13 protein-coding genes are annotated in these 19964 nt (G+C 53.3%); 6 read left to right on the plus strand and 7 right to left on the minus strand.

The window, feature by feature from the left end; translation table 11 throughout:
- Window positions 1-13 precede the first annotated feature (13 nt).
- The 4 genes from ABNT34_RS04145 to ABNT34_RS04160 all read right to left on the minus strand — a co-directional run bounded on the left by ABNT34_RS04145 (window position 14) and on the right by ABNT34_RS04160 (window position 5715).
- Window positions 14-2044 (minus strand): S9 family peptidase, encoded by a 2031-nt coding sequence (locus ABNT34_RS04145; protein WP_348729070.1) that lies wholly within the window; start codon window positions 2042-2044, stop codon window positions 14-16.
- Between the two features lie 123 nt (window positions 2045-2167).
- Window positions 2168-3016: an amino acid ABC transporter gene (locus tag ABNT34_RS04150; protein WP_348729072.1), complete on the minus strand. Its 849-nt coding sequence runs from the start codon at window positions 3014-3016 to the stop codon at window positions 2168-2170.
- Between the two features lie 153 nt (window positions 3017-3169).
- On the minus strand, window positions 3170-4387 hold the full coding sequence (locus ABNT34_RS04155; protein ID WP_348729074.1) for a homoserine O-acetyltransferase: 1218 nt from the start codon (window positions 4385-4387) through the stop codon (window positions 3170-3172).
- A gap of 26 nt (window positions 4388-4413) precedes the next feature.
- On the minus strand, window positions 4414-5715 hold the full coding sequence (locus ABNT34_RS04160; RefSeq protein ID WP_348729075.1) for a GntP family permease: 1302 nt from the start codon (window positions 5713-5715) through the stop codon (window positions 4414-4416).
- A gap of 270 nt (window positions 5716-5985) precedes the next feature.
- Between ABNT34_RS04160 and ABNT34_RS04165 the strand changes: the two genes are divergently transcribed.
- The 5 genes from ABNT34_RS04165 (at window position 5986) to ABNT34_RS04185 (ending at window position 12430) form a co-directional block, all read left to right on the plus strand.
- On the plus strand, window positions 5986-8223 hold the full coding sequence (locus tag ABNT34_RS04165) for a TonB-dependent receptor (protein WP_348729077.1): 2238 nt from the start codon (window positions 5986-5988) through the stop codon (window positions 8221-8223).
- A 154-nt stretch (window positions 8224-8377) separates the two neighbouring features.
- On the plus strand, window positions 8378-9025 hold the full coding sequence (locus ABNT34_RS04170) for a response regulator transcription factor (protein WP_348729079.1): 648 nt from the start codon (window positions 8378-8380) through the stop codon (window positions 9023-9025).
- A gap of 40 nt (window positions 9026-9065) precedes the next feature.
- On the plus strand, window positions 9066-9644 hold the full coding sequence (locus tag ABNT34_RS04175; protein ID WP_348729081.1) for a DUF3617 family protein: 579 nt from the start codon (window positions 9066-9068) through the stop codon (window positions 9642-9644).
- Between the two features lie 89 nt (window positions 9645-9733).
- Window positions 9734-10960: a WD40 repeat domain-containing protein gene (locus ABNT34_RS04180; protein WP_348729083.1), complete on the plus strand. Its 1227-nt coding sequence runs from the start codon at window positions 9734-9736 to the stop codon at window positions 10958-10960.
- Complete coding sequence (locus ABNT34_RS04185; RefSeq protein ID WP_348729085.1) at window positions 10961-12430, plus strand: diguanylate cyclase; 1470 nt, start codon at window positions 10961-10963, stop codon at window positions 12428-12430.
- A 17-nt stretch (window positions 12431-12447) separates the two neighbouring features.
- Here ABNT34_RS04185 and ABNT34_RS04190 read toward each other — a convergent pair whose 3' ends face one another.
- Window positions 12448-15939 (minus strand): PAS domain-containing hybrid sensor histidine kinase/response regulator, encoded by a 3492-nt coding sequence (locus ABNT34_RS04190; RefSeq protein WP_348729087.1) that lies wholly within the window; start codon window positions 15937-15939, stop codon window positions 12448-12450.
- Window positions 15940-16007: 68 nt separating this feature from the next.
- Window positions 16008-16760 (minus strand): 3-hydroxybutyrate dehydrogenase, encoded by a 753-nt coding sequence (locus ABNT34_RS04195; RefSeq protein ID WP_348729089.1) that lies wholly within the window; start codon window positions 16758-16760, stop codon window positions 16008-16010.
- Between the two features lie 414 nt (window positions 16761-17174).
- Here ABNT34_RS04195 and ABNT34_RS04200 point away from each other — a divergent pair, with 414 nt between their 5' ends.
- Window positions 17175-18425, plus strand: coding sequence for a DUF819 family protein (locus tag ABNT34_RS04200; RefSeq protein ID WP_348729091.1), 1251 nt, complete (start codon window positions 17175-17177; stop codon window positions 18423-18425).
- Window positions 18426-18510: 85 nt separating this feature from the next.
- On the opposite strand, the gene ABNT34_RS04205 is transcribed toward ABNT34_RS04200, so the two are convergent.
- Window positions 18511-19539 carry a LacI family DNA-binding transcriptional regulator gene (locus ABNT34_RS04205; RefSeq protein ID WP_348729093.1) on the minus strand — a complete coding sequence of 343 codons (1029 nt, stop codon included), beginning with the start codon at window positions 19537-19539 and terminating at the stop codon, window positions 18511-18513.
- Window positions 19540-19964 lie beyond the last annotated feature (425 nt).

The raw sequence follows: 19964 nt of genomic DNA on the forward strand, positions 1-19964 counted from the left end.
TTTATTCAGCTTTTTATTCACTGGAACCTTTGCCAATATAACGCTCCAGCCACTGGCCAAATTCGTGGTACCAGTAAATCGAGTTTTGCGGTTTTAAGATCCAGTGATTTTCGTCCGGGAAATACACCAGGCGTGCATCGACGCCTTTGCCTTTGAGCACACCATAAAGCGCTAAACCCTGAGTGACCGGCACGCGATAATCCTGTTCGCCATGAGTGATTAACATCGGTGTATTGAAGTTTTCCGCGAACATGGCCGGACTGGCTTTCAGCACATTGTCTTTATCTTTCCACGGTGAGCCGGCATAGGCATAAGTGCGCATTAAAGTACTGTCGGAGGCAAACTGCGCCATCAGATCATAAACACCGGCATGGTTAACCAGTGCTTTATATTTAGTGCTGTGGCCGGCTATCCAGCTGACCAGATAACCGCCATAACTGCCACCGGCCGCTGCGACGCGGCTTTCGTCGATATAACCGCGGGAAGTCATGTAATCGATGGCGGCTTCGCTGTCAAAAAACGGCTTAGTCGCATGGTCGCCGTGAATGGACGCAGTGAACGCTTCGCCAAAACCGGTCGAACCGTGGAAGTTTGGCATAATCACCACATAGCCCATGGCGGCAAACACTTGCGGGTGCCAGCGCGTACCAAAAGCGTCGTTAAAAGCACCATGTGGGCCGCCATGTAACAGGCTCAGCAGTGGCCAGCGTTTTTTCGCGTCAAAGTTGGGCGGGAAAATCACAAACATCTGGATCGGTTTGTTGTCCGAGCCCGGATACGTCATGTCTTCGACTTTGCCCCATTGGGTGTTTTGCTGCAGCGCCGTGTTGATCTGGCTGATCTGTTTTAAGGTGCGGCTTTTATTGTCGAGCAGGAAAATCTCCGGCAACTGACTGATGCCATGCTGTACCAGTGCAAATTGCGCTGGGCCTGCCACTTGTACTTGCTCATTAGTGGCCTGACGCAGCACTTGTTTCACCGGGCCGCCGGCGGCCGGCACGGAAAATAACGACACCCGCGCTTTGTCTTCGGCGAGGAAATACAACATCTGGCTGTCTTTGCTGAAGAACCACTGCTGTGGCGATAAATCGATATTGCCGGCCAGCACTGTGGCGGTTTTTGCGGCTAAATCAAACCGGGTCAGTTTGACGTTGTCATTGCCAAAATCGGTGCGTTTTTGTGCGCCGTACAGCAGGCTGCGGCCGTCCGGGCTGAATGCCGGTTTGCTGTCGTCGGCCGGATTGGCTTCGGTCAGATTCACTGCTTTACCACTGCCGTCGGTCGGCACTAAATACACGTCATAATTTAAGCTGTTGTAAGGCGGTTTACTGCTGACAGCACTCAAGGCCAGCTGTTTGCCGTCTGGCGATAAATCAAATTCGACACCGCCGTCGAGGCTGGTCCATTGCGCCCAGCCCGGTGTCAGCGCCTGTACGTCGCCAGTTGCAATGTTGTAGGCGAAAAACTGGGTAACTTTGTCGTCGGTGAGGAAATGGTCCCAGTAGCGGTAAATGCGATTTTCGCTGACTTTGGCCGAATGCAGTGGTTTTTTCTCATCTTTTAATAAGTTGAAATCACCGGCAAAACCTGCCGGCACTTCGGCACTGAACAGGATTTTTTTGCCATCCGGGAAAAACCGCGGATTACTGACGCTGACCGACAAATCAGTCAGCTGGCGGGCCTCACCACCGCCTAACGTCAGCAGTTGTAGCTGATTTTTTTCGCCATCGCGTTTGGAAACAAACACCAGCTGACGGCCATCCGGGCTCCAGGCTGGCTGATTGTCGGCGGCCGGATGGAAGGTGAGCTGGGTTTGTCGGCCGGAACCGAGTTCCAGCAGGTGTAAATCGGTATTGCTTTTGTTTTTCGCCAGATCATAGCGGTTCAGGCTAAAGACCGCGCGCTGACCGTCCGGCGATACCTGCATGCCGGTTGGTTTTTGCACCTGATATAAATCAGTGGCGGTCAGTGGCGCGGCTGGCGCCGCCAATACGGCACTCGTAGACAGTGTGAATAACAGAGACAAAGACAAGGATAATTTCATACAGGTTGTCCTGACAGAAGGAAACACAATGCCGGCTAGCATAGGGCAAGCGCGGGCTGGCAGGCAACCAGGTGTTGGTTCAGACCCGACAGTCGGCGGCGCCAGCCTGACCAATGGCAAGTGTCATTGAGTAGGCTGGGCAACAGCAGCTGCGGGGGCTGTTTGCAGATAAGACATCGATAAATAACGCTGATAAATCTCAGTGCCTTTATTGGCCTGCAACTGCTGCCACAAGGCGTCAGCGCTGGCGCGCTGCTGTTGGTAAAATTGCCGGCTGAACAGCAGATAACCGACATTTGAGTGCAAAGCCGGCGTCAGTACTTTCAGGCCTCGCTGCAGAATATTTGGCGACACTACGGATTGGCCGGCGATGTTACACAAAGTCGTGACCGCATGGACCCGTCCGGCCTGCAGCAGTTCTAAATCCATAGTGCCGGATAAGGTGTAGTGCATCAGCACTTGTTTTGGCCCAGGTACCAGCAGCGGCGCATAACCCAGCGGTCTTGCCACCACCAGACTATCGATACCGCTGACTTCATGGCCATTCCAGCGCCAGCTGCTGCCGACTTTTTGTACCAGGCAGGTTTGGTGTTCACTAAACGCACGGTGTGGATCAGGCTGGTTGTTCAGCATCGGATAGACGCCAATGTCTTCACGTTCGGGTCTGTAGCTGGCAACGACGGCGTCGGTTTCGCCTTGGTGCAGTTTGGCGAGGCACCGTTTCCATGGCCGGCGTTCCAGCTGCAGTCGGATACCAGACATTTTGCTGACCAGCAGCTGTAAGTGTTCGATCGTCGCGCCCGGATTGTCTTTAGGGACCAGCGCGCCCTGGCCGCGGTAATAAGGTTCGAGTGGTTTATCTTCGTAGCAAAACCGCAATACCACTGCATTGGTGGCTGTTGTGTCATCTGCCAGCACGTCTATGGCAGTCAGGCTACAAAGCAGGCTCAACACAATTTTTATTCGCAGCACGGCAGTTCATCCATCACGGTCGTGGTTGCAGTATCGCACAGATTTCACACAGAAGAAAAAACCGGGCAAAGAGGCATGACTTTGCCACGGTGGGCCCACGCAACACGCCTCAAATAGCGGCGCCGGGGCAGACAGGACAGGGAAGCAAAAGGTTCATTTCTGCGGTTGTTGTAAAAAGGCCTTTAACTCAGGCGCTATCGTCTGAATATTCAATAATCCATCTAAGTGGCCCATCTGGCCGGGGATCTGCGACAGCTGGTTGGCTGTGCTGCGGGCGCCGTTAGTATCCAGCGCTTGCTGGCTTTGCTGCGCCATCAAAGGTGTCAGCAATAAGTCGCCCGCCGCTGGCAACCACAGTACCGGCGCTTTGATGTTTTTGATGGCTTGTTGCCAGTTGTCGCCCATGCCGGCACGCCATAACTGCGAAGCGCGCACCAGATACAGCAAATGATTGGCGTCCTGCAGCGCGGCGCGCTGAGTGGCGACTGCCAGTAATTGATCAAGCGCAGTGAAACTGGCGCGGATATCCTGATGGGCGGCTTTGTCCAAGCGTAAATCCGGGTACTTCTGGTTAAAACCGGCTGGATTTAACGCATCTAAAGTCACCCAGGCCAGCGCCATGGCAAGCCCTGCAGTGGGTTGTTGCGGTTTGTCGTAATAATCGCCTTGTTGCCAGTGCGGATCGGCTTTAATCGGATAAGCCCAACGTTCTAACTTGATGGCGCTGTAAGCATCGATATAAGCAGTACCGATCACCGGCACCAGCCGCTGCACCCGCTCTGGGTAACGCTGCGCCCATTCAATCGCCTGAAAAGAACCCATCGAAGCACCGACTACTGCGTGTAGCTTGTTGATGCCAAGACTGTCTAACAATGCTTTTTGCACTTCAACAAAATCGGTGATGGTCACCACCGGAAAGCTCAGGCCATATCTTTTACCTGTCGCCGGATTGATGCTGGCAGGGCCTGTGGTGATGACATGTGGATCATTGGCATTGGCATTGGCATTGACCAATGTATCAACGCTAACCACATAAAACTGATTGGTATCAATGGCTTTGCCAGGACCAATGATGGCATCCCAATAACCGGGCGCTGCGTCTGTCGCCTGATAACGGCCGGCTGCATGTGAAGTGCCGGAAAAATAATGCGTAATTAAAATCACATTCGATTTGTCAGTATTCAGCTTGCCATAGGCTTCCCAGCCGACTTGCACTTGCTTTAACTGCGCGCCGTTTTGCGTGATAAAAGTTGGCAGTTCAAAGCGCTGTTTTTGCACCAGCGGCAGTTCGGCGGCCTGACTGGCGGCAGCGCACAGCAGGCCCAACACCAGACTCGATAAAAACCAGCCGTATTTGATGAAATGTCGCATGCGAAACAATCCTGTTTAAAAACCGGTTAAAACCACTGAAACATTAAAATCGCCAGGCCAGTCCCGAGCGCCGGCACTACCACTGTCACTGCCGCGACGGGCCAATAAGCCTGCTGGTGACTTTCGCCACAAATGGCCCGGATGGTGGTGACCACATAACCGTTATGCGGCAGTGAATCCAAAGCACCGGATGAAATCGCCACCACACGGTGTAACTCTTCCGCGTCGACCCCCCGGTCCAGATAGACAGGCGCCAGTTCCGGCAGCGCAATGGCCTGACCGCCGGAGGCAGAGCCGGTAAGGCCAGCAATAGCACTGACCGCGACCGCAGCACCCAAGAGTTCTGGCCCAGGCAGATGGGTCATGGTTTGAACTATGTCGTTAAACGCAGGTGTTAGCTTGGCGACAGCACCAAAACCCACCACAGCCGCCGTGTTGCCGATGGCCAGCAGAGAGCCCAACACGCCTTCGTTAATGGCTTTATCCAGGCTTTGAATAAAACGCCGGTTCAGCACATACAGCGCCAGCACGCCGCCGCTCAGCGCTACGATGAGCGCCGCCTGCTGCAGACTATGATGCAGCCAGTTCGATAAACCCAGCACCACCAACAGCGGAATCAGGCCCATTAACGGATGCGGTAACTTGCGGTCAGTCAGCTGCGGGTCGCTGTCGCGGCCAATAAAGACTTCACCTTGCGCCACGGCTTTGCGAATCATCTGACTTAACCAGGCATAACCAAAAGCGGCCATAAAAATCGCCACCACAATACTGACTTCCCAGCCGGCATAAGGCGAAGTGTGCAGATATTGAATAGGGATCCAGTTCTGGATTTCCGGCGAGCCGGCGGAAGTCATGGTAAAGGTTACTGAACCCAAACCCAGCGCGGCCGGAATAAAACGGCGCGGTAAGTTGGCGTCTTTAAACAAACTGACCGCCATCGGGTAGGCCGAAAACGCCACGACAAACACCGAGACACCACCATAGGTCAACACGGCACAAGCCAGCACCACAGCGGCAACGGCGTGCGCCCTGCCCAGTTTTTGCACAATCCATAAAGCGACAGCATCGGCGGCGCCGCTGTGTTCCATCAGTTTGCCGAACAGCGAACCTAACAAAAACATCAGAAACCAGGCGGCGACAAAACCGGAAAAACCGTTCATGTAAGCGTGGATAAAATCGGTATTACCACTGGCTTGCCAAAACGGAATACCGTTAGTGACAGCGACAAACAAGGCGCACAAAGGCGCCAAAATAAACAGGTTCAGCCCGCGCATCGTCAGCCAAATCAGCAGGCAGAGCCCGAGCAACAAGCCGGTTAAACTCAGCATAAAAAAGTCCTTGCTTCGGTTTTTTCTGAGTCTGAGCCATCAGGCAGCGTATCTCTATAGTACTAAGGTACAGATTAACATTTCATCAGTTCAGCCTAAAGTAAGGCTATCAGTCTGAGCGTTTTGTCACTGATTTGCCTGTGCCCCGATTTTTATGACAGCGGGTATTAAGCGGGTTAGTATCACAGCGAAACGCCCGGAGCAACTATAACAAGTAACTGAAATAATTCAGAAAGATAAGTGATAGCCGAGATCAGCAGGAGATGCCCGATGGCCCAGAATAACTATAAATTAAACCGTACCACTGACAATTCGTTTAAACCGGCGCTGTTGGCGCTGACCATCAGCGCTGTGCTGGCAGGCCCTGTGTATGCACAGGATGCGGCAGCTGGCAAAGATGTCAAAAAAGAAGAAGCAGCACTGGAAGTGATCCAGGTCACGGCGCGACGCACTGCAGAAAACCTGCAATCGGTGCCGGTGGCGGTGACGTCGATTGGCGCCGAAGATTTAAAACAAAAAGGTATCGAAAACCTGACGGCGATTCAACAGCAATCACCGAATACTACGCTGCAGGTGTCGCGCGGCACTAACAGCACTTTAACCGCCTATATTCGCGGTATTGGTCAGCAAGATCCGCTGTGGGGTTTTGAGCCTGGCGTCGGCATCTACATTGATGATGTGTACATGGCGCGTCCACAAGGCGCGGCAATGGATATCTATGATGTCGAGCGCATTGAAGTATTACGCGGCCCGCAAGGTACTTTATACGGCCGTAACACTATCGGTGGCGCGGTGAAATATGTCACTAAGCCTTTGAGCGGTGAAGACGAGTTTGCTATTCGCGGCACTGTCGGCAGCTACCATCAGCGCGACTTAAAACTGTCTGGCCAGAAAGCCATTACTGACAAGCTGTCCATCGGTGGAGCCGGCGCATTTTACGACCGTGATGGTTTTGGTAAATACCTCAATACCGGCGCAGAAAACTACAACAAAGACATCATCACTGGTCGTTTCAGTGCGCAGTATCAGGCGCTGGACAATCTTCGTTTTAACTTTGCCTACGACAAAACCAAAGATGATTCCAATTCCAAAGGCGGCCACCGCTTAACGCCGAGTTTACTGACCAAAGAAACGCCGCCGTCGAATGTCTACGACTCCAACACCAGTATGCCGGCCACTAACATGGTCCGTACCGAAGGCCACTCACTGACAATGGCCTGGGATATCAATGCCGACTGGACGATGAAAGCCATCACTGCCAAGCGTGAAGGCGTCACCGATACCAACATCGACTTTGACTCGACCAAACTGCCTTCGCTCGATGTGCCGGCGTTTTATGAAGATGAACAAACTTCACACGAATTGCAGTTCCTGTATAACAGTGGCCCGTTGAAGTTTGCGTCAGGCCTGTATTCGTTTGAAGGCGACGCCTGTGGTGCCTTTGGTACTGTGCTGGTGTCTGGCCTTGGCGTGACCATCGAAAACGGTGGCTGTGTGCAAACGGATTCTTTTGCCGGTTATGCGCAGGGTACTTATCAGCTGAATGACCAGTGGTCGTTCACTTTGGGTGGTCGGTATACCGAAGACGACAAAGACGCCAACGTGTATCGTTATGTGTATCTTGGCTACAAACTGCCACGCAATACCGCGACCAAAATCGGCACCCAGTCGGATTTTAAAGGCAGTGAAAGTTTCAGCCATTTCTCGCCACGTGTTGGTTTTGAATATCAGGCCAATGACAGCATGATGGTGTATGGCTCTTATACTGACGGCTTTAAATCCGGTGGTTTTGATATGCGTGGTAACCAGTCGGTCAACCCAAATGCCGGCGATCCGTACCAGCCAGAAACGGTCGATACTTATGAGCTGGGTCTGAAAAGCGAATGGCTGGACCGCCGGCTGCGTTTAAATGCCGCAGTGTTTGCCTCAGCTTATGATGATATGCAAGTGACAGTGCAACGTGCGGTGAATAACACTGTGGCATCACAAGTACTGAACGCCGCCAGCGCTGATATCAATGGTATTGAGCTGGAAGCCACGGCGGTGGCCAGCGATGCCCTGCAATTTAACCTGATTGTTGGTTATACCGACGCCAAGTTTAACGAAGTGCTGTTTTATGATGCCGTGACTAAAACCACGTCAGACGTGTCTGGGTTATGGTCCTTTGCCAACACGCCAGAACTGACCGCGACTTTAGGCGGCAAATACACAGTGGCGATGTATGGCGGCGAACTGGTGCTGAATGCGAACTTGTCCCACCGCAGCGAAACGCAGATTTTTGAGCTGCCATCGATGCTGGACTACGGCGGTTACACGTTGTTTAACGCCGGCGCCACCTGGTATTCCGCTGATGGCCACTGGGACGTGTCACTGCAGGGCCGTAACTTAGGCGATAAGATCACCCGCATCGCCGGTTACAACTTCCCGCTGCTGGCGGCCGAACAAACCATCACGGCCTATTATGGTGACCCAAGAACAGTGAGTTTGTCACTGGGTTACCGGTTCTGATGACTAGTTAAAGAAGAAGAGTTGCTGGCGCGGGGCTGTTCAGGCGCTGTGCCTGCCAACTGCGCGACGCCATCAAAGCCGGTGTGAGTGTAATGCTTGCACCGGCTTGTCTGCTCCCGCATCATGGTTGTTCTGCTGTCTGGACCTGTGACTTATGATTGCCATTATTGCTGATGACCACCCGTTATTCCGTATTGCTTTATCGCAGGCACTGCAGACGATTCTTGGCCTTGAGGCCAGCCTGTATCAGGCGCACAGCATGGCGCAGTTGTGGCCTTTATTGCGCGAACATCCGGATACCCAATTAATTCTGCTCGATCTGAAATTGCCGGATGCTGAAGGTTTTGCCGGTTTAACCGCGCTGCGTACTGAATATCCGGATATTTCTATTCTGATGGTGTCGGCGATTGAAGACCCGGCCGTGATTAAACAAGCGTTGCAATTAGGCGCTGCCGCTTATCTGCCCAAATCGGCGCCGCTGGACGTGTTAACCGAAGCGGTGGACGCTGTGCTGGCGGGGGACACCTGGTTGCCGGCGGATTTACAACAAAGTGTGGCGCAGGCGCAGGATTTGATTGACGCCGAATTTGCCGGGCGGCTCGAGCAGCTGACGCCGCAACAATTTCGTGTGTTAAAAATGATTGCCGATGGTTTGCTGAATAAACAAATCGCTTATGAAATGAATGTGCAGGAAACCACCGTCAAGCAGCATGTGTCGGCGATTTTGCGCAAACTCAATGTCAATAATCGTACCCTGGCCGGGATCTTATTTGAAAAACTGAAACTTCCGGATACCCTGTAGCCTCTAACTGCCAGTCTTGAGTCTTCCGGGAGAGCGCCAGATGCGCCGAATCACTTTGTTTGTCCTGTCTTGTTCCACTATGTTCAGTATTTTTCCCAGCCATGCTACTCAGCTGCAGCCGCAAACCGGTCACTGGCGCAGTCAGCATCAGGTGCTGGTCAATGGCCAGGATATTCTGCAGCAGATGAAAGCACTGCAACAACAAATGCTGGCGGCGGTGCCGGCGGAACAACGGGCTTTAGTCGCCGGTATGATGCCGAAAAAAGACTTAAGTACGGCGCAGGAATGTTTAACTGCGGCTGAAGTCGCGTTGTTAAAAACGCCGGAGCAATGGCTGGCCAGAGCCAAACAGCAGTTACCGCGTTGCCAGTTACAACTGACCGGCAGCACGACCAATTCGGTGTCAGTCAAAGGCCAGTGTCAGGATCAGGGCGGCTACACCGGCTCGTTGCAGGGCACTGTCACATTAAAAACACCGCAATGGATGCAGATGAACATGCAGGGCACCGGCCAGTACAAAATGCCGCTGCCGGGCCAGGCACAAAACGGTGACGTGCAGTTTAAACTCGATAGTGACTCGCGTTGGCAAAGTGCCAGCTGCCCGGCCGGTATGCGGTAAGCCGGCGGGACTCGTCTGTTAACCTGATGTTGTGATTGAAATGTGTTTCCTGCATGCTGAAATCTTTCGCAGCAATACAGGACAATCAGATGACAACAGCAACATCAGGCAGCGCCGGCCAGCCCAGCTGGCAAAAAACACCGCAAACCGGTTTACAGGTCAATTCAGTGGCAGTCAGTCCGGATGGTCAACTGACCGTTGGCGGCACCTCCAGCGAATTTGGCAGCGGGCAGTTTAATTTTTATGGCTTTGACGCGACTGGCCAGCAACTCTGGTCGGTGCCGGTTACCGCCGCCAACGTCACGCAGGGCATTTTCTGGGTCGCCGTCAGTGACGATAAACGTTTTGCCGCCTGTGGTGGCGAAACCAGTAAAACCTGTGGTTTTTTGTGTATCCTCGATGCCAGCACTGGCAGTATTCTGTTTCAGGATAACAACTTACCTGCCCGCGTCAATCAACTGACTTTCAGCAGTGACGGCACTTTGCTGCTGGCGGATTTCCAGCACGAATTACGCTTGTATCACTATGCCAGCGGCAGCACCTTGGTGCCGGTCTGGTCACTGAGTGACAGCTTGGCGCTTTCGGCCGACTTTTCCAGTTACAGCGCTGTGCTGGCGCCAAACGGCGGCCGGGTTTGGGTCGGCGCTATCAACTACAACGTGAAACCGGTCTACACCGGGCTGGTGCAGCAGATTGCGCTGGATAACGGCAAATTCGGCGCAGCAACCAGTTATCAGCAAGCACAAGGGGTGATGCGGGTGGTGACGACCACAGATGGCACTTATGCCGCCGCGGCGTTACACGATGGCAGCTGCGCGTTTTTTCAGGCGGTACAGCCCAGCACAGCTTTTGTCTATAAACCGGCGCTGACCGGGCTTAATATCGCCTATGCCATCGCCATCACTGAAACGCCAGCCAAAGAACTGGTGATAGTGGTCGGTGCTAACCAAGGCGAAGCCGGGGTGTTGTACCGGGTGGATGCAGAGCAAACAGCGTCTGAGATCGCCAACTATCCCATCTGGGGGCCAGTGCTGAAATGGAGCAAACCGGTGCAATATGCGGTGAATCCGGGCGTGACTTTAGACGCTGCAGCAACCCTGGTCAGTGTCACTGACGGTAAACCGGATGAAAGCTCCGGCGGCAGCGATCAAAAGGAATCACCGGGTAACTTTTATCTGTTCGACGCTTGCTCTGGGCAGCAACTGTGGCAATATGGCACCAAGCTGATGAACTGGCCAATGATGCTGACGCCGGACGGTAAAACCGCAGTGGGTGGCAGTGATGATGGCAGTATTTATTACTGGAATTTGCAGTAAGTGAAACCTGAAGGTCTGGCCCAAGCGCCGCTGTTTGACCGCCAACGTTGGCAAGACCGGCTGCAGCAATCCTGGTTGCTGCGCAACCTGTTGTTATTGCTGCTGTGGCTGCTGGTGTTTGAGATCGGCTGGCTGGTGGAATATACCCATCACGCCAGTGTCTGGTATCCGGTCGCGGGCCTGACTTTCGCATCGTTGTTATTACTGGGTTTTTCTGTGTTACCGGCCTTGTTGACAGGCTGCGTGCTTATCACTTTTTACACCGCCCGCCACTACAATATTCAGCTGCCGCCGTGGCAAATTCTCGAGGCCGGTTTGTTATTTGGCCTGGCGCATATTTTACCTTATGCCGTCGGTGCTATTGCCTTGCGCACGCTGGCCAAACGCGGCGCCCGCGATATTAGCCGGATCATCGTATCCTTCCTGGTGATTGCAGCCGTCAGTTCATTTTGTGCCACCTGGCTGGTGCTGCCGACTTTGGTGATCACTGACATGATGACGGAAGCTGAGATCGCCTCAACCTGGCTGCCGTTCTGGATTGGTGATATGGCCGGTGTCATGGTGCTGGCGCCGTTTTTTGTTGGCCTGCTGAGTCGGGTTTTACCTGGCGCGCTGTTTCGTCTGACCGATATGGCGGGCCTGCAACAGCAAAAGTTCAGCTCGCGTTATCTGTTGAAACTGTTGCTGAACGGTCTGTTACTGACTGCATGCATGCTGCTGGCGAAAGTGACAGATTCACCAAACAGCGCTTTTGCGATTTTTTTCCTGGTGATCCCGCATATGTGGATCGCCTGTTCCGAATCGGCATTACTTAATGTCAGTAGTGTGGCGCTGTCGAGTTTCCTGATTGCCTTTTGGGTGCATCTGTTTGATTTGATGGACTATGTGATGGTCTATCAGTTTGCGATCAACGTCATTGCCGCGAACACCTTATTTGGCCTCGCCATTCCGACTTTATTGGCAGATAACCTGCAACTGCGCAAAGTGGCTTTTACTGACAGCCTGACACAAGTGGCGTCCCGTGACCGGCTGGAGCAAAGGGCAACGCTTGAGATCAGCCGTAGCCGGCACGAACAGCGGCCTTTGTCGCTGTTGGTGTTTGATATCGATTATTTCAAAAAAATTAATGATGAGTTTGGTCACCATGTTGGCGATCAGGCGCTGCAGCAACTGGCGCGTTTAGCCCAGCTGTCGCTGCGACCGACGGATTTGCTTGGCCGTTTTGGCGGCGATGAATTTGTCGTGTTATTGCCACAAACCGCGCAGCCGGCCGCTTTGTTGATTGCCGAGCGGATTATCAGCGAATTACGCCAGGTCTACATCTGTGATGTCCATCCGCTGACCGCCAGTTTTGGCGTCGCGCAATTACAGCCAGACGAAGATTACGAACGGCTGTTCCGCCGCGCCGACCGGGCTTTGTATCAGGCCAAGCTGGCCGGGCGCAATCAGGCTTGTGTCGCGGCCGACTAAAGATTTAACCCCGGCGCTCAGCGCAGCAGGCGTTGCAGCAACCGCTTCAGATTGGCCGGTTTGAGTGGTTTCAGCATAAAGTGAAAGCCGTTATTCAGTGCATGGTCGCGGGTTTGTTGTTGTTGATCGGCGGAATGGATTAACACCGGCACCTGCAACGCATAATGCTGCTGCAGTTGCATCGCCACTTCGACACCGGTCGCGCCCTGGTCCAGATGATAATCAAACAACAATAAATCCACCGGATGACCTTCGCTGAGCCAATGCAGCGCCTGAGAAGGCTGCTGCGCCACCAGTACCTGACAATCCCAGCTTCTGAGCAATGCCGCGACCGCGCCGGATAATTGCGGGTCGTTATCGAGCAATAAGATTGTTTTACCGCGGAAACTGACCGACTGCTCACGTGGTTGCAGCGCAGGTGCTGCAGTCGCGCCCGATGCACAGACCGGCACTGTCACGGCAAAACAGCTGCCTTTGCCTGGTTCGGAGTGCAAAGTCAGCGCATGCTGCAGCAAATCGCTGATGCGCTGGCTGATGGCAAGACCAATGCCAAGGCCCTGATTATTCGCTTCTTTACCCTGCTGAAATTCCTGAAAAATCCGTTGTTGTTCATCCGGACTGATGCCGACGCCGGTATCCCAGACTTCAATCCGCACCGCCGGCAGCCCTTGCCAGTGGCAGCGCCGGCAGCCCAACAGGATTTTGCCTTGTGGGGTGTACCGCAGGGCGTTGGCGACCAGATTCTGCACCACACGGCGTAGCAGACGGCTGTCAGTATCCACCCAAAGCCGGCTTGGCCGGTAGCGGAAACGAATCGGTTTACCGGTTGAGATTAAGCCGGCTTCGCGGGCGATTTGGTCCAGCAGGCTGGTCATTGCTACCGGCGCTTTTTGCGCTTTAATCACGCCGGCATCCAGTTTGGTCAGTTCCAGAATACCGGCCAGGAGTTCTTCAGCGGAATTTAACGACGCCGCTAAATCTTTCGCCAGTTGCTGCACCTGGCCATCGCTGCTTTTCTCGCGGATCAGCCCGCAAAATAATGCGGCGGCATTAAAGGGTTGCAGCAAATCGTGGCTGGCTGCAGCAAAAAAACGGTTTTTGCTGGCGGTTTGTTCTTCCAGCTGTTGTTTGGCGGCGGCCAATTGTTGATTAAGTTGCTCCAGCTCGGCGGTGCGGCTCATCACCCGTTGCTCCAGCGTGCTGTTACTGGCTTCGAGCTGTTGTTGCACCTCGATAAAAGAGCTGACATCGCTGTAGGTTGTAACAAAACCACCGCCCGGCAGCGGATGGCCCTGCATCTCAAACACCCGGCCGTCGCGCTGGCGGCGCTGAAAACGATAACTGCTGCCCTGGCGTAAAAAATTCAGCCGTTTTTCTACTTCGGCGCTGATTTGCGTGGCATCGGGTAGGGCACTGTCATGGAACCAGCCGCGTTCGGCGTTATAACGAATTAAATCCGCGACCGGCCGGCCTACTTCAATCAGGCCAGGCGGATAAGCAAACATCTGCAGATAACGTTGGTTCCAGGCGATCAGGCGTAAATCGGCGTCCACCACGCTGATGCCCATACTGATATTGTCGATAGTGGCGCGCAGCAGCGCCTGATTAAACAGATAGACCTGACTGGCTTCGTCGACAAAACGCGCGACAGATTCCAGCGGCAGCTGACTGTTTTTGCCGGCGGCGTTCAGTAACAACCGCATCGAAGCACCGCCAACCACAGCTGCCAGCGTACGCTCTGTGCTTTGCTGCAGCGCTTGTGGCGCGCGCGTCTCCAGCTGAGGTGAAACCGATTTAAACTGACGCTGCAGCAATAAGCGCGCTTCACGCTCGCCGGCAAAACGCCGCACCAGCAGATAACAATCCTGTACTGTCAGCTGTGGCGCCACCTGTTGCGGTTTTGACTGGCTCTGGCGGAAAAAACGTGCACTTTCCAGATACTCCGTCAGCCGGGTGTGGCTGAGCTGACTGACCAGCAACAGCAGCAAGGTATTCATGCTCAGACTGACCACCACCCCGAGGCTTATCAGATCAAACTGGCCACCGAGCAAGGCATTGGGCGCCAACGCCTGCCAGCCAAAAGGCCCCTGGCTCAGCCAGTCCCAGCGGATTAAACCGGCGCGGCTTAATTCCGGTAACAACAGAATGTAGGCCCACAAACTGGCGCCGCAGAGTAAACCGGCCAAAGCGCCCTGACGATTGACCCGGCGGTTCAGCAGGCCAAAAATCAGCGCCGGTGCCAGCTGGGCAATTAACGCAAAGGCCATCAGGCCAAGCTGAGCCAGACCGGTTTCAGTGCCAATCAATAAGTAGTACAGATAGCCCAGCGTCAGCACGCTTAACATCGATAAACGGCGCAGCGTCACCATGCGGATCCAGGGTTTGCCGTCGGCCGGTTTCTGCTGCTGGCGGTATATCAGTGGCGTCAGTAAGTCGTTGGTGATCATAATGCCAAGCACCACAGTGGCGACTATCACCATACTGGTGGCAGCAGAAAAACCACCTAAGTAAGCCAGCAGTGCCATATCGGTGCGATTCGCCGACAGCGGCAGCTGCAACACCACTAAATCGATGCTGGCGCTCTGGCCCAGTAACAAAGTACCGGCCAGTGCCACCGGCAATGTAAACAGGCTCATCAGCAGTAAATAGCCGGGGAAGATCCAACGCGCATAGCGCAGATGACCCAAATGCTGGATCTCAACAAAACTGACGTGAAACTGGCGCGGCAGGCATAAAGTCGCGACAAAACCGAGCAAGACGTGGATCCAATACACTGACCAGGGCGCGCCCTGACTTTGCAGCTGCTGGACGTCGGCTGAGACGGCTGCCTTGGCAAAAATATCGCTAAAACCATCAAACAGCCCAAACACGACAAAAAATCCGACGGCCAGCAGTGCTAATAATTTCACCAGCGATTCAAAGGCAATAGCCGTCATCAGGCCGGGATTGGGCTGATGCGCTTTGGCGCTGCGACCGACAAATAACATGGCAAATATCGCCAGCCATAAGCTGACGTAAAGCCCGGTGTCCTGATACCAGGGCCCGCCGCTGCTGCTGCCGACCAAGGCGTTGATACTGGTCGACACCGCCTGTAGCTGCAAAGCGATATAAGGAATAACCGCCATCAACACGATGAGTGTGGTGATCACGGCTAATAAGCGGGAATGCCCATAGCGGGTGGCGATAAAGTCGGCGACTGAAGTGATACGTAAACGCCGGCAGACAATAGCGATGCGGCTAATCAGGCCAAACGCGAACCAGAACAACAACAAAGAACCGATATAAGTCGGCGGGATCCACCAGCCATTGACTGCGGCCTGCGCGGTCACGCCATAAAAGGCCCAGCTGGTACAGTAGATGGCGAGGGCAAAACTAAACACCCAGGGCGCGAGCGGATGGCGGCCAGTCAGACGCCGGCCGAGCAGCCCGACGCTGTACAGTACCGCCAGATACAGCAGCGACAGCACGGCTATGCTGCCAATGCCAATGCTGCCCTGACTCAGAATCATTTCAGAATTTACCGCATTCACCGCGAAGCCTTTGATTGTGCCTCAGATTTTGTTAGCAGGAAAGGGCGCTAGCGCGCCGTCCAGCCACCGTCGAGCACCAGCGTTTGCGCCGTGATATGGCGGGCCGCGGCTGTGGTCAGAAACACTGCGGTTGCGGCAATTTCATCGACGCCAATAAAGGCTTTTTGTGGCATTGGCGCCAGCATGATTTTTTCGATGACTTCGGTTTCGCTGAGCTGATGTTCTTTGCACTGAGCAGCAATTTGCGCATCTACCAATGGCGTACGCACATAAGCCGGGCAGATAGTATTGATAGTGAAATCAATATCAGCGTTCTCCAGTGCTACCACTTTACTAAAGCCAAGCAAACCGTGTTTGGCCGCGACATAAGCCGACTTAAACGGCGAGGCGACTAAGGCGTGAATAGAGCCGATGTTCACAATCCGGCCAAAACCGCGGCTGCGCATGCCTGGCAATAAGGCTTTACTCAGCATCGCCGGGCCGGTCAGCATCACCTGTAACAGCTGCTGCCATTTGTGTTCCGGAAATTCTTCCAGGCGCGCCACGTGCTGGATACCGGCGTTATTGACCAATACATCCACCTGGCCTGCGGCTGCAGCGGTATTTTCAATACTGTCCTGAGAGGTTAAATCCAGCAGCAACGCGCTGGCTTTGGCGCCGCTGGCGATCAGTTCTGCCGCTTTTTGTTCGGCGACGGCCAGATTAATATCGGCCAGGATCACTTCGTCGCCCTGAGCGGCATACGCCTGTGCCACCGCAAAGCCAATACCGCCGCTGCCGCCTGTGATCAGTACCCGCATAACACCCTCTGCTGTTGTTGTGTGCTTTGCTGCAGGGTAGAAGTTTGCGGTCAGGCGGTAAACGGTACTTTAGTGCTATACCGCTGAATGGTTGGCAACAGTCGGTGAAAATAACAACAGCAGTGCAATTAACTCAGACTCTTCACGCATGTAAATTCAAATTAGATAGCAGAGAAACTCAGACACAGCCGTTCATAGCGCTGAGCGCTCAGAAAACCGCACAAGACTTTGCCAGAACCCATATCTATGATATGTTTCGGCACATAATAAAAAAATTATCTTGTGCTTCCCACGCAGTTTAGACCGTAAAAAACTCTTGATAACAATGTGTTGTGCCATTGTTTCGCGTTAAGTCGGAAAAAGTCCTGCTCAGTTGCACTTCATTCTGTAGACCTGTCACGTAAGGAATTCTGCATGCAGACTTCAACCGCATTGATCACCAACGACGCCGTCGTGCTCGGCCTGTTGGCGCTTATTTTAGGCTTTGTGTTTCATACCAGTGCCAGTAACCATCCGTTCTGGCAGAAGTTTTATAAATACGTGCCTTCGGTATTGTTGTGTTATTTCATTCCGTCGTTGTTTAACACTTTCGGCATTATCGATGGCGATACCTCAAAACTCTATGAGATGGCGTCGCGTTATCTGTTACCAGTCTGCTTAGTGCTTTTGACACTGAGCATTGATTTTAAAGCTATTTTAGGACTCGGCCCTAAGGCACTGGCGTTGTTTCTGACCGGTACCGTCGGTGTTGTGCTCGGTGGCCCCATTGCGCTTGCGACTGTGGGTACTTTCTTCCCTGAGCAAATGGGCGGTGAAGGCGCTGATGCGGTCTGGCGTGGTATGGCAACTATCGCTGGTAGCTGGATCGGCGGCAGTGCCAACCAGGCGGCGATGAAAGAAGTGTTTCAGCCGAGTGGCGAAATCTTCTCGGTGATGATCACTGTCGATGTAGTCGTCGCAAATTGCTGGATGGCGATCCTGTTGTGGATGGCGGCCAATGCGTCCCGTATTGATCAGGCCAATGGCGCTGATACCCGTGCCATTGAAGCGTTAAAAAGCAAAATCGAAAAGTACCAGGCGGAAAATTCGCGTAATCCGTCTACGTCAGATTTGATTAAATTACTGGCTGTTGGTTTTGGTTTGGCCGGTGTTGCACATTGGTTGTCAGACTATATCGTGCCATTTATCAAAACCCATGCGCCGGAACTGGCGATGTACAGCCTGACCAGCAGTTTCTTCTGGATTGTGGTGCTTGCGACGACTTTTGGTTTGTTATTGTCCTTTACCAAAGCGCGGGAACTGGAATCAGTCGGCGCGTCTAAAGTCGGCTCTGTGCTGGTGTATGTGCTGGTCGCCAGTATCGGGATGCATATGGATATCACCGCAGTGGTGGATTATCCGGTGATGTTCCTGGCCGGTGTGGTTTGGATTTCGTTCCACGGTTTACTGATGTTTGGCATGTTACGCCTGTTAAAAGCACCGGCGTTTTATATGGCTGTCGGTAGTCAGTCGAATATCGGTGGTGCAGCGTCAGCTCCTATTGTTGCAGCAGCTTTCCATCCGGCGTTAGCGCCTGTTGGTGTGTTGCTGGCGGTATTAGGTTATGCGCTTGGCACTTATGGCGGTTACCTGTCAGCATTAATTATGCAGTCGATTGCGCCTTAAGACCGGACCCTGAAGCTGAACCCATCCTATGAAAAAGGAGCCATTTGGGCTCCTTTTTTCATTTGCCGAACTTTATTTGCCGACCTCAGTGCTGGCAGGGCGCGGTTGATTCGCGTACCAGCAACTCCGGAATAAATACCGGCTGCTGTTCCACAGCGCTGCGGGCATTGCCGGGTCTGGTGTGGCGGAACAACAGCTCAGCGGCCTGTGCAGCGATAGTGCTGTTCGGCTGGTTCGCTGTGGTCAGTGGTGGCCAGGTCTGCCGCGAGAACGGACTGTTTTCAAAGCCGACAATGGACAGCTGCTGTGGGATCTCAACGTGACTGAGCCTGGCGCTAAATAAAGCCCCCGCGGCAATTTCGTCGTTACAGGCGAAGATGGCGGTGGGTTTATGCGCCATCGCCAGCAGATGTTTGGCGCCTTTGACACCGGATTCAAACGAATAACTGCCCGGCACCACAAATTTTGGATTGGCCTGAATGCCGCGTTTGGTCAGGGCTGCCTGAAAACCGGCCAGCCGCTCGCCGCTCGAACTGTGTTCTTCATCACCACATAAAAACGCGATGTCGGTGTGACCCAGTTCCAGCAGGTGATTGGTGATTTTAAAGGCGGCCGTGAAGTCGTCAATCAACACACAGTTGGTCAGCTTCGGCGACGGCGTCGAGCCGGAAATGATCCGGACGAAGTCGACATCAATCCGTTCCAGCGCTTCAGCAATTTCCGGCATTTCGGAAAACGGCGGGGTCAGTACTAAACCGGCAAGGCGTGAATGCTGCACGACGTCTATCACTTCCTGCACTATGTTGGCGGACTTGGCGTTGGTCGGGTGGATCAGCAGTTCATAACCATGCTTGCGGCAGGTATCCAATAAACCCTTTTGCATATCAATCACATAATAAGCATTCGGGTTGTCGTAGATATAACCGATGGTGTAAGAGCGGGTACTGGCAAGATTACGGGCGGCGGCATTGGGCTGATAATTCAGCTGGGCGATGGCTGCCGTGACTTTATCCAGCGTGGCCTTTTTCACCGAAGGTTCGTTGTTCATCACCCGCGACACCGTCTTGATCGACACTCCGGCCAGCTCAGCGACGTCATTAATGGTTACTTTCATAGCGCTTCCAGGCAAATAAGCCGCTGTCAGCAAGCCTGTCCGGTATTCCGAAAACAGGCTGGAAATTTCCCCTGTAAAGCAGGGAATGACAGCGGTAGTCATTTTGTAAGAATTATTGAACTAAGGGATACAACGTTTTGGCCAAAACAGCAATTGTTTATTTATCAAAAAATGAGCAGTAGCGTGACTGATATTTTTCTTAATTAAAAAAGATGAATAAATACATATAGTTATAGTGTGATTGATCTGTGATAGCCTGAAAATACAGCTGTCCTGGTCTAAAATCAGCCATAACTGAGGCCTTGTCTTAAGCGACAAAATCAGTCTAAAAAATCAGCGGATGGGGTTTGCAAAGTAAAAATAATTTGTGTATGTTGAGATTTAATGACAGCGTTGTCATTGCAGGACAAATAAAAATTCATCGC

The organism is Rheinheimera texasensis (assembly GCF_964031785.1).
Lineage (GTDB): Bacteria > Pseudomonadota > Gammaproteobacteria > Enterobacterales > Alteromonadaceae > Pararheinheimera > Pararheinheimera texasensis_A.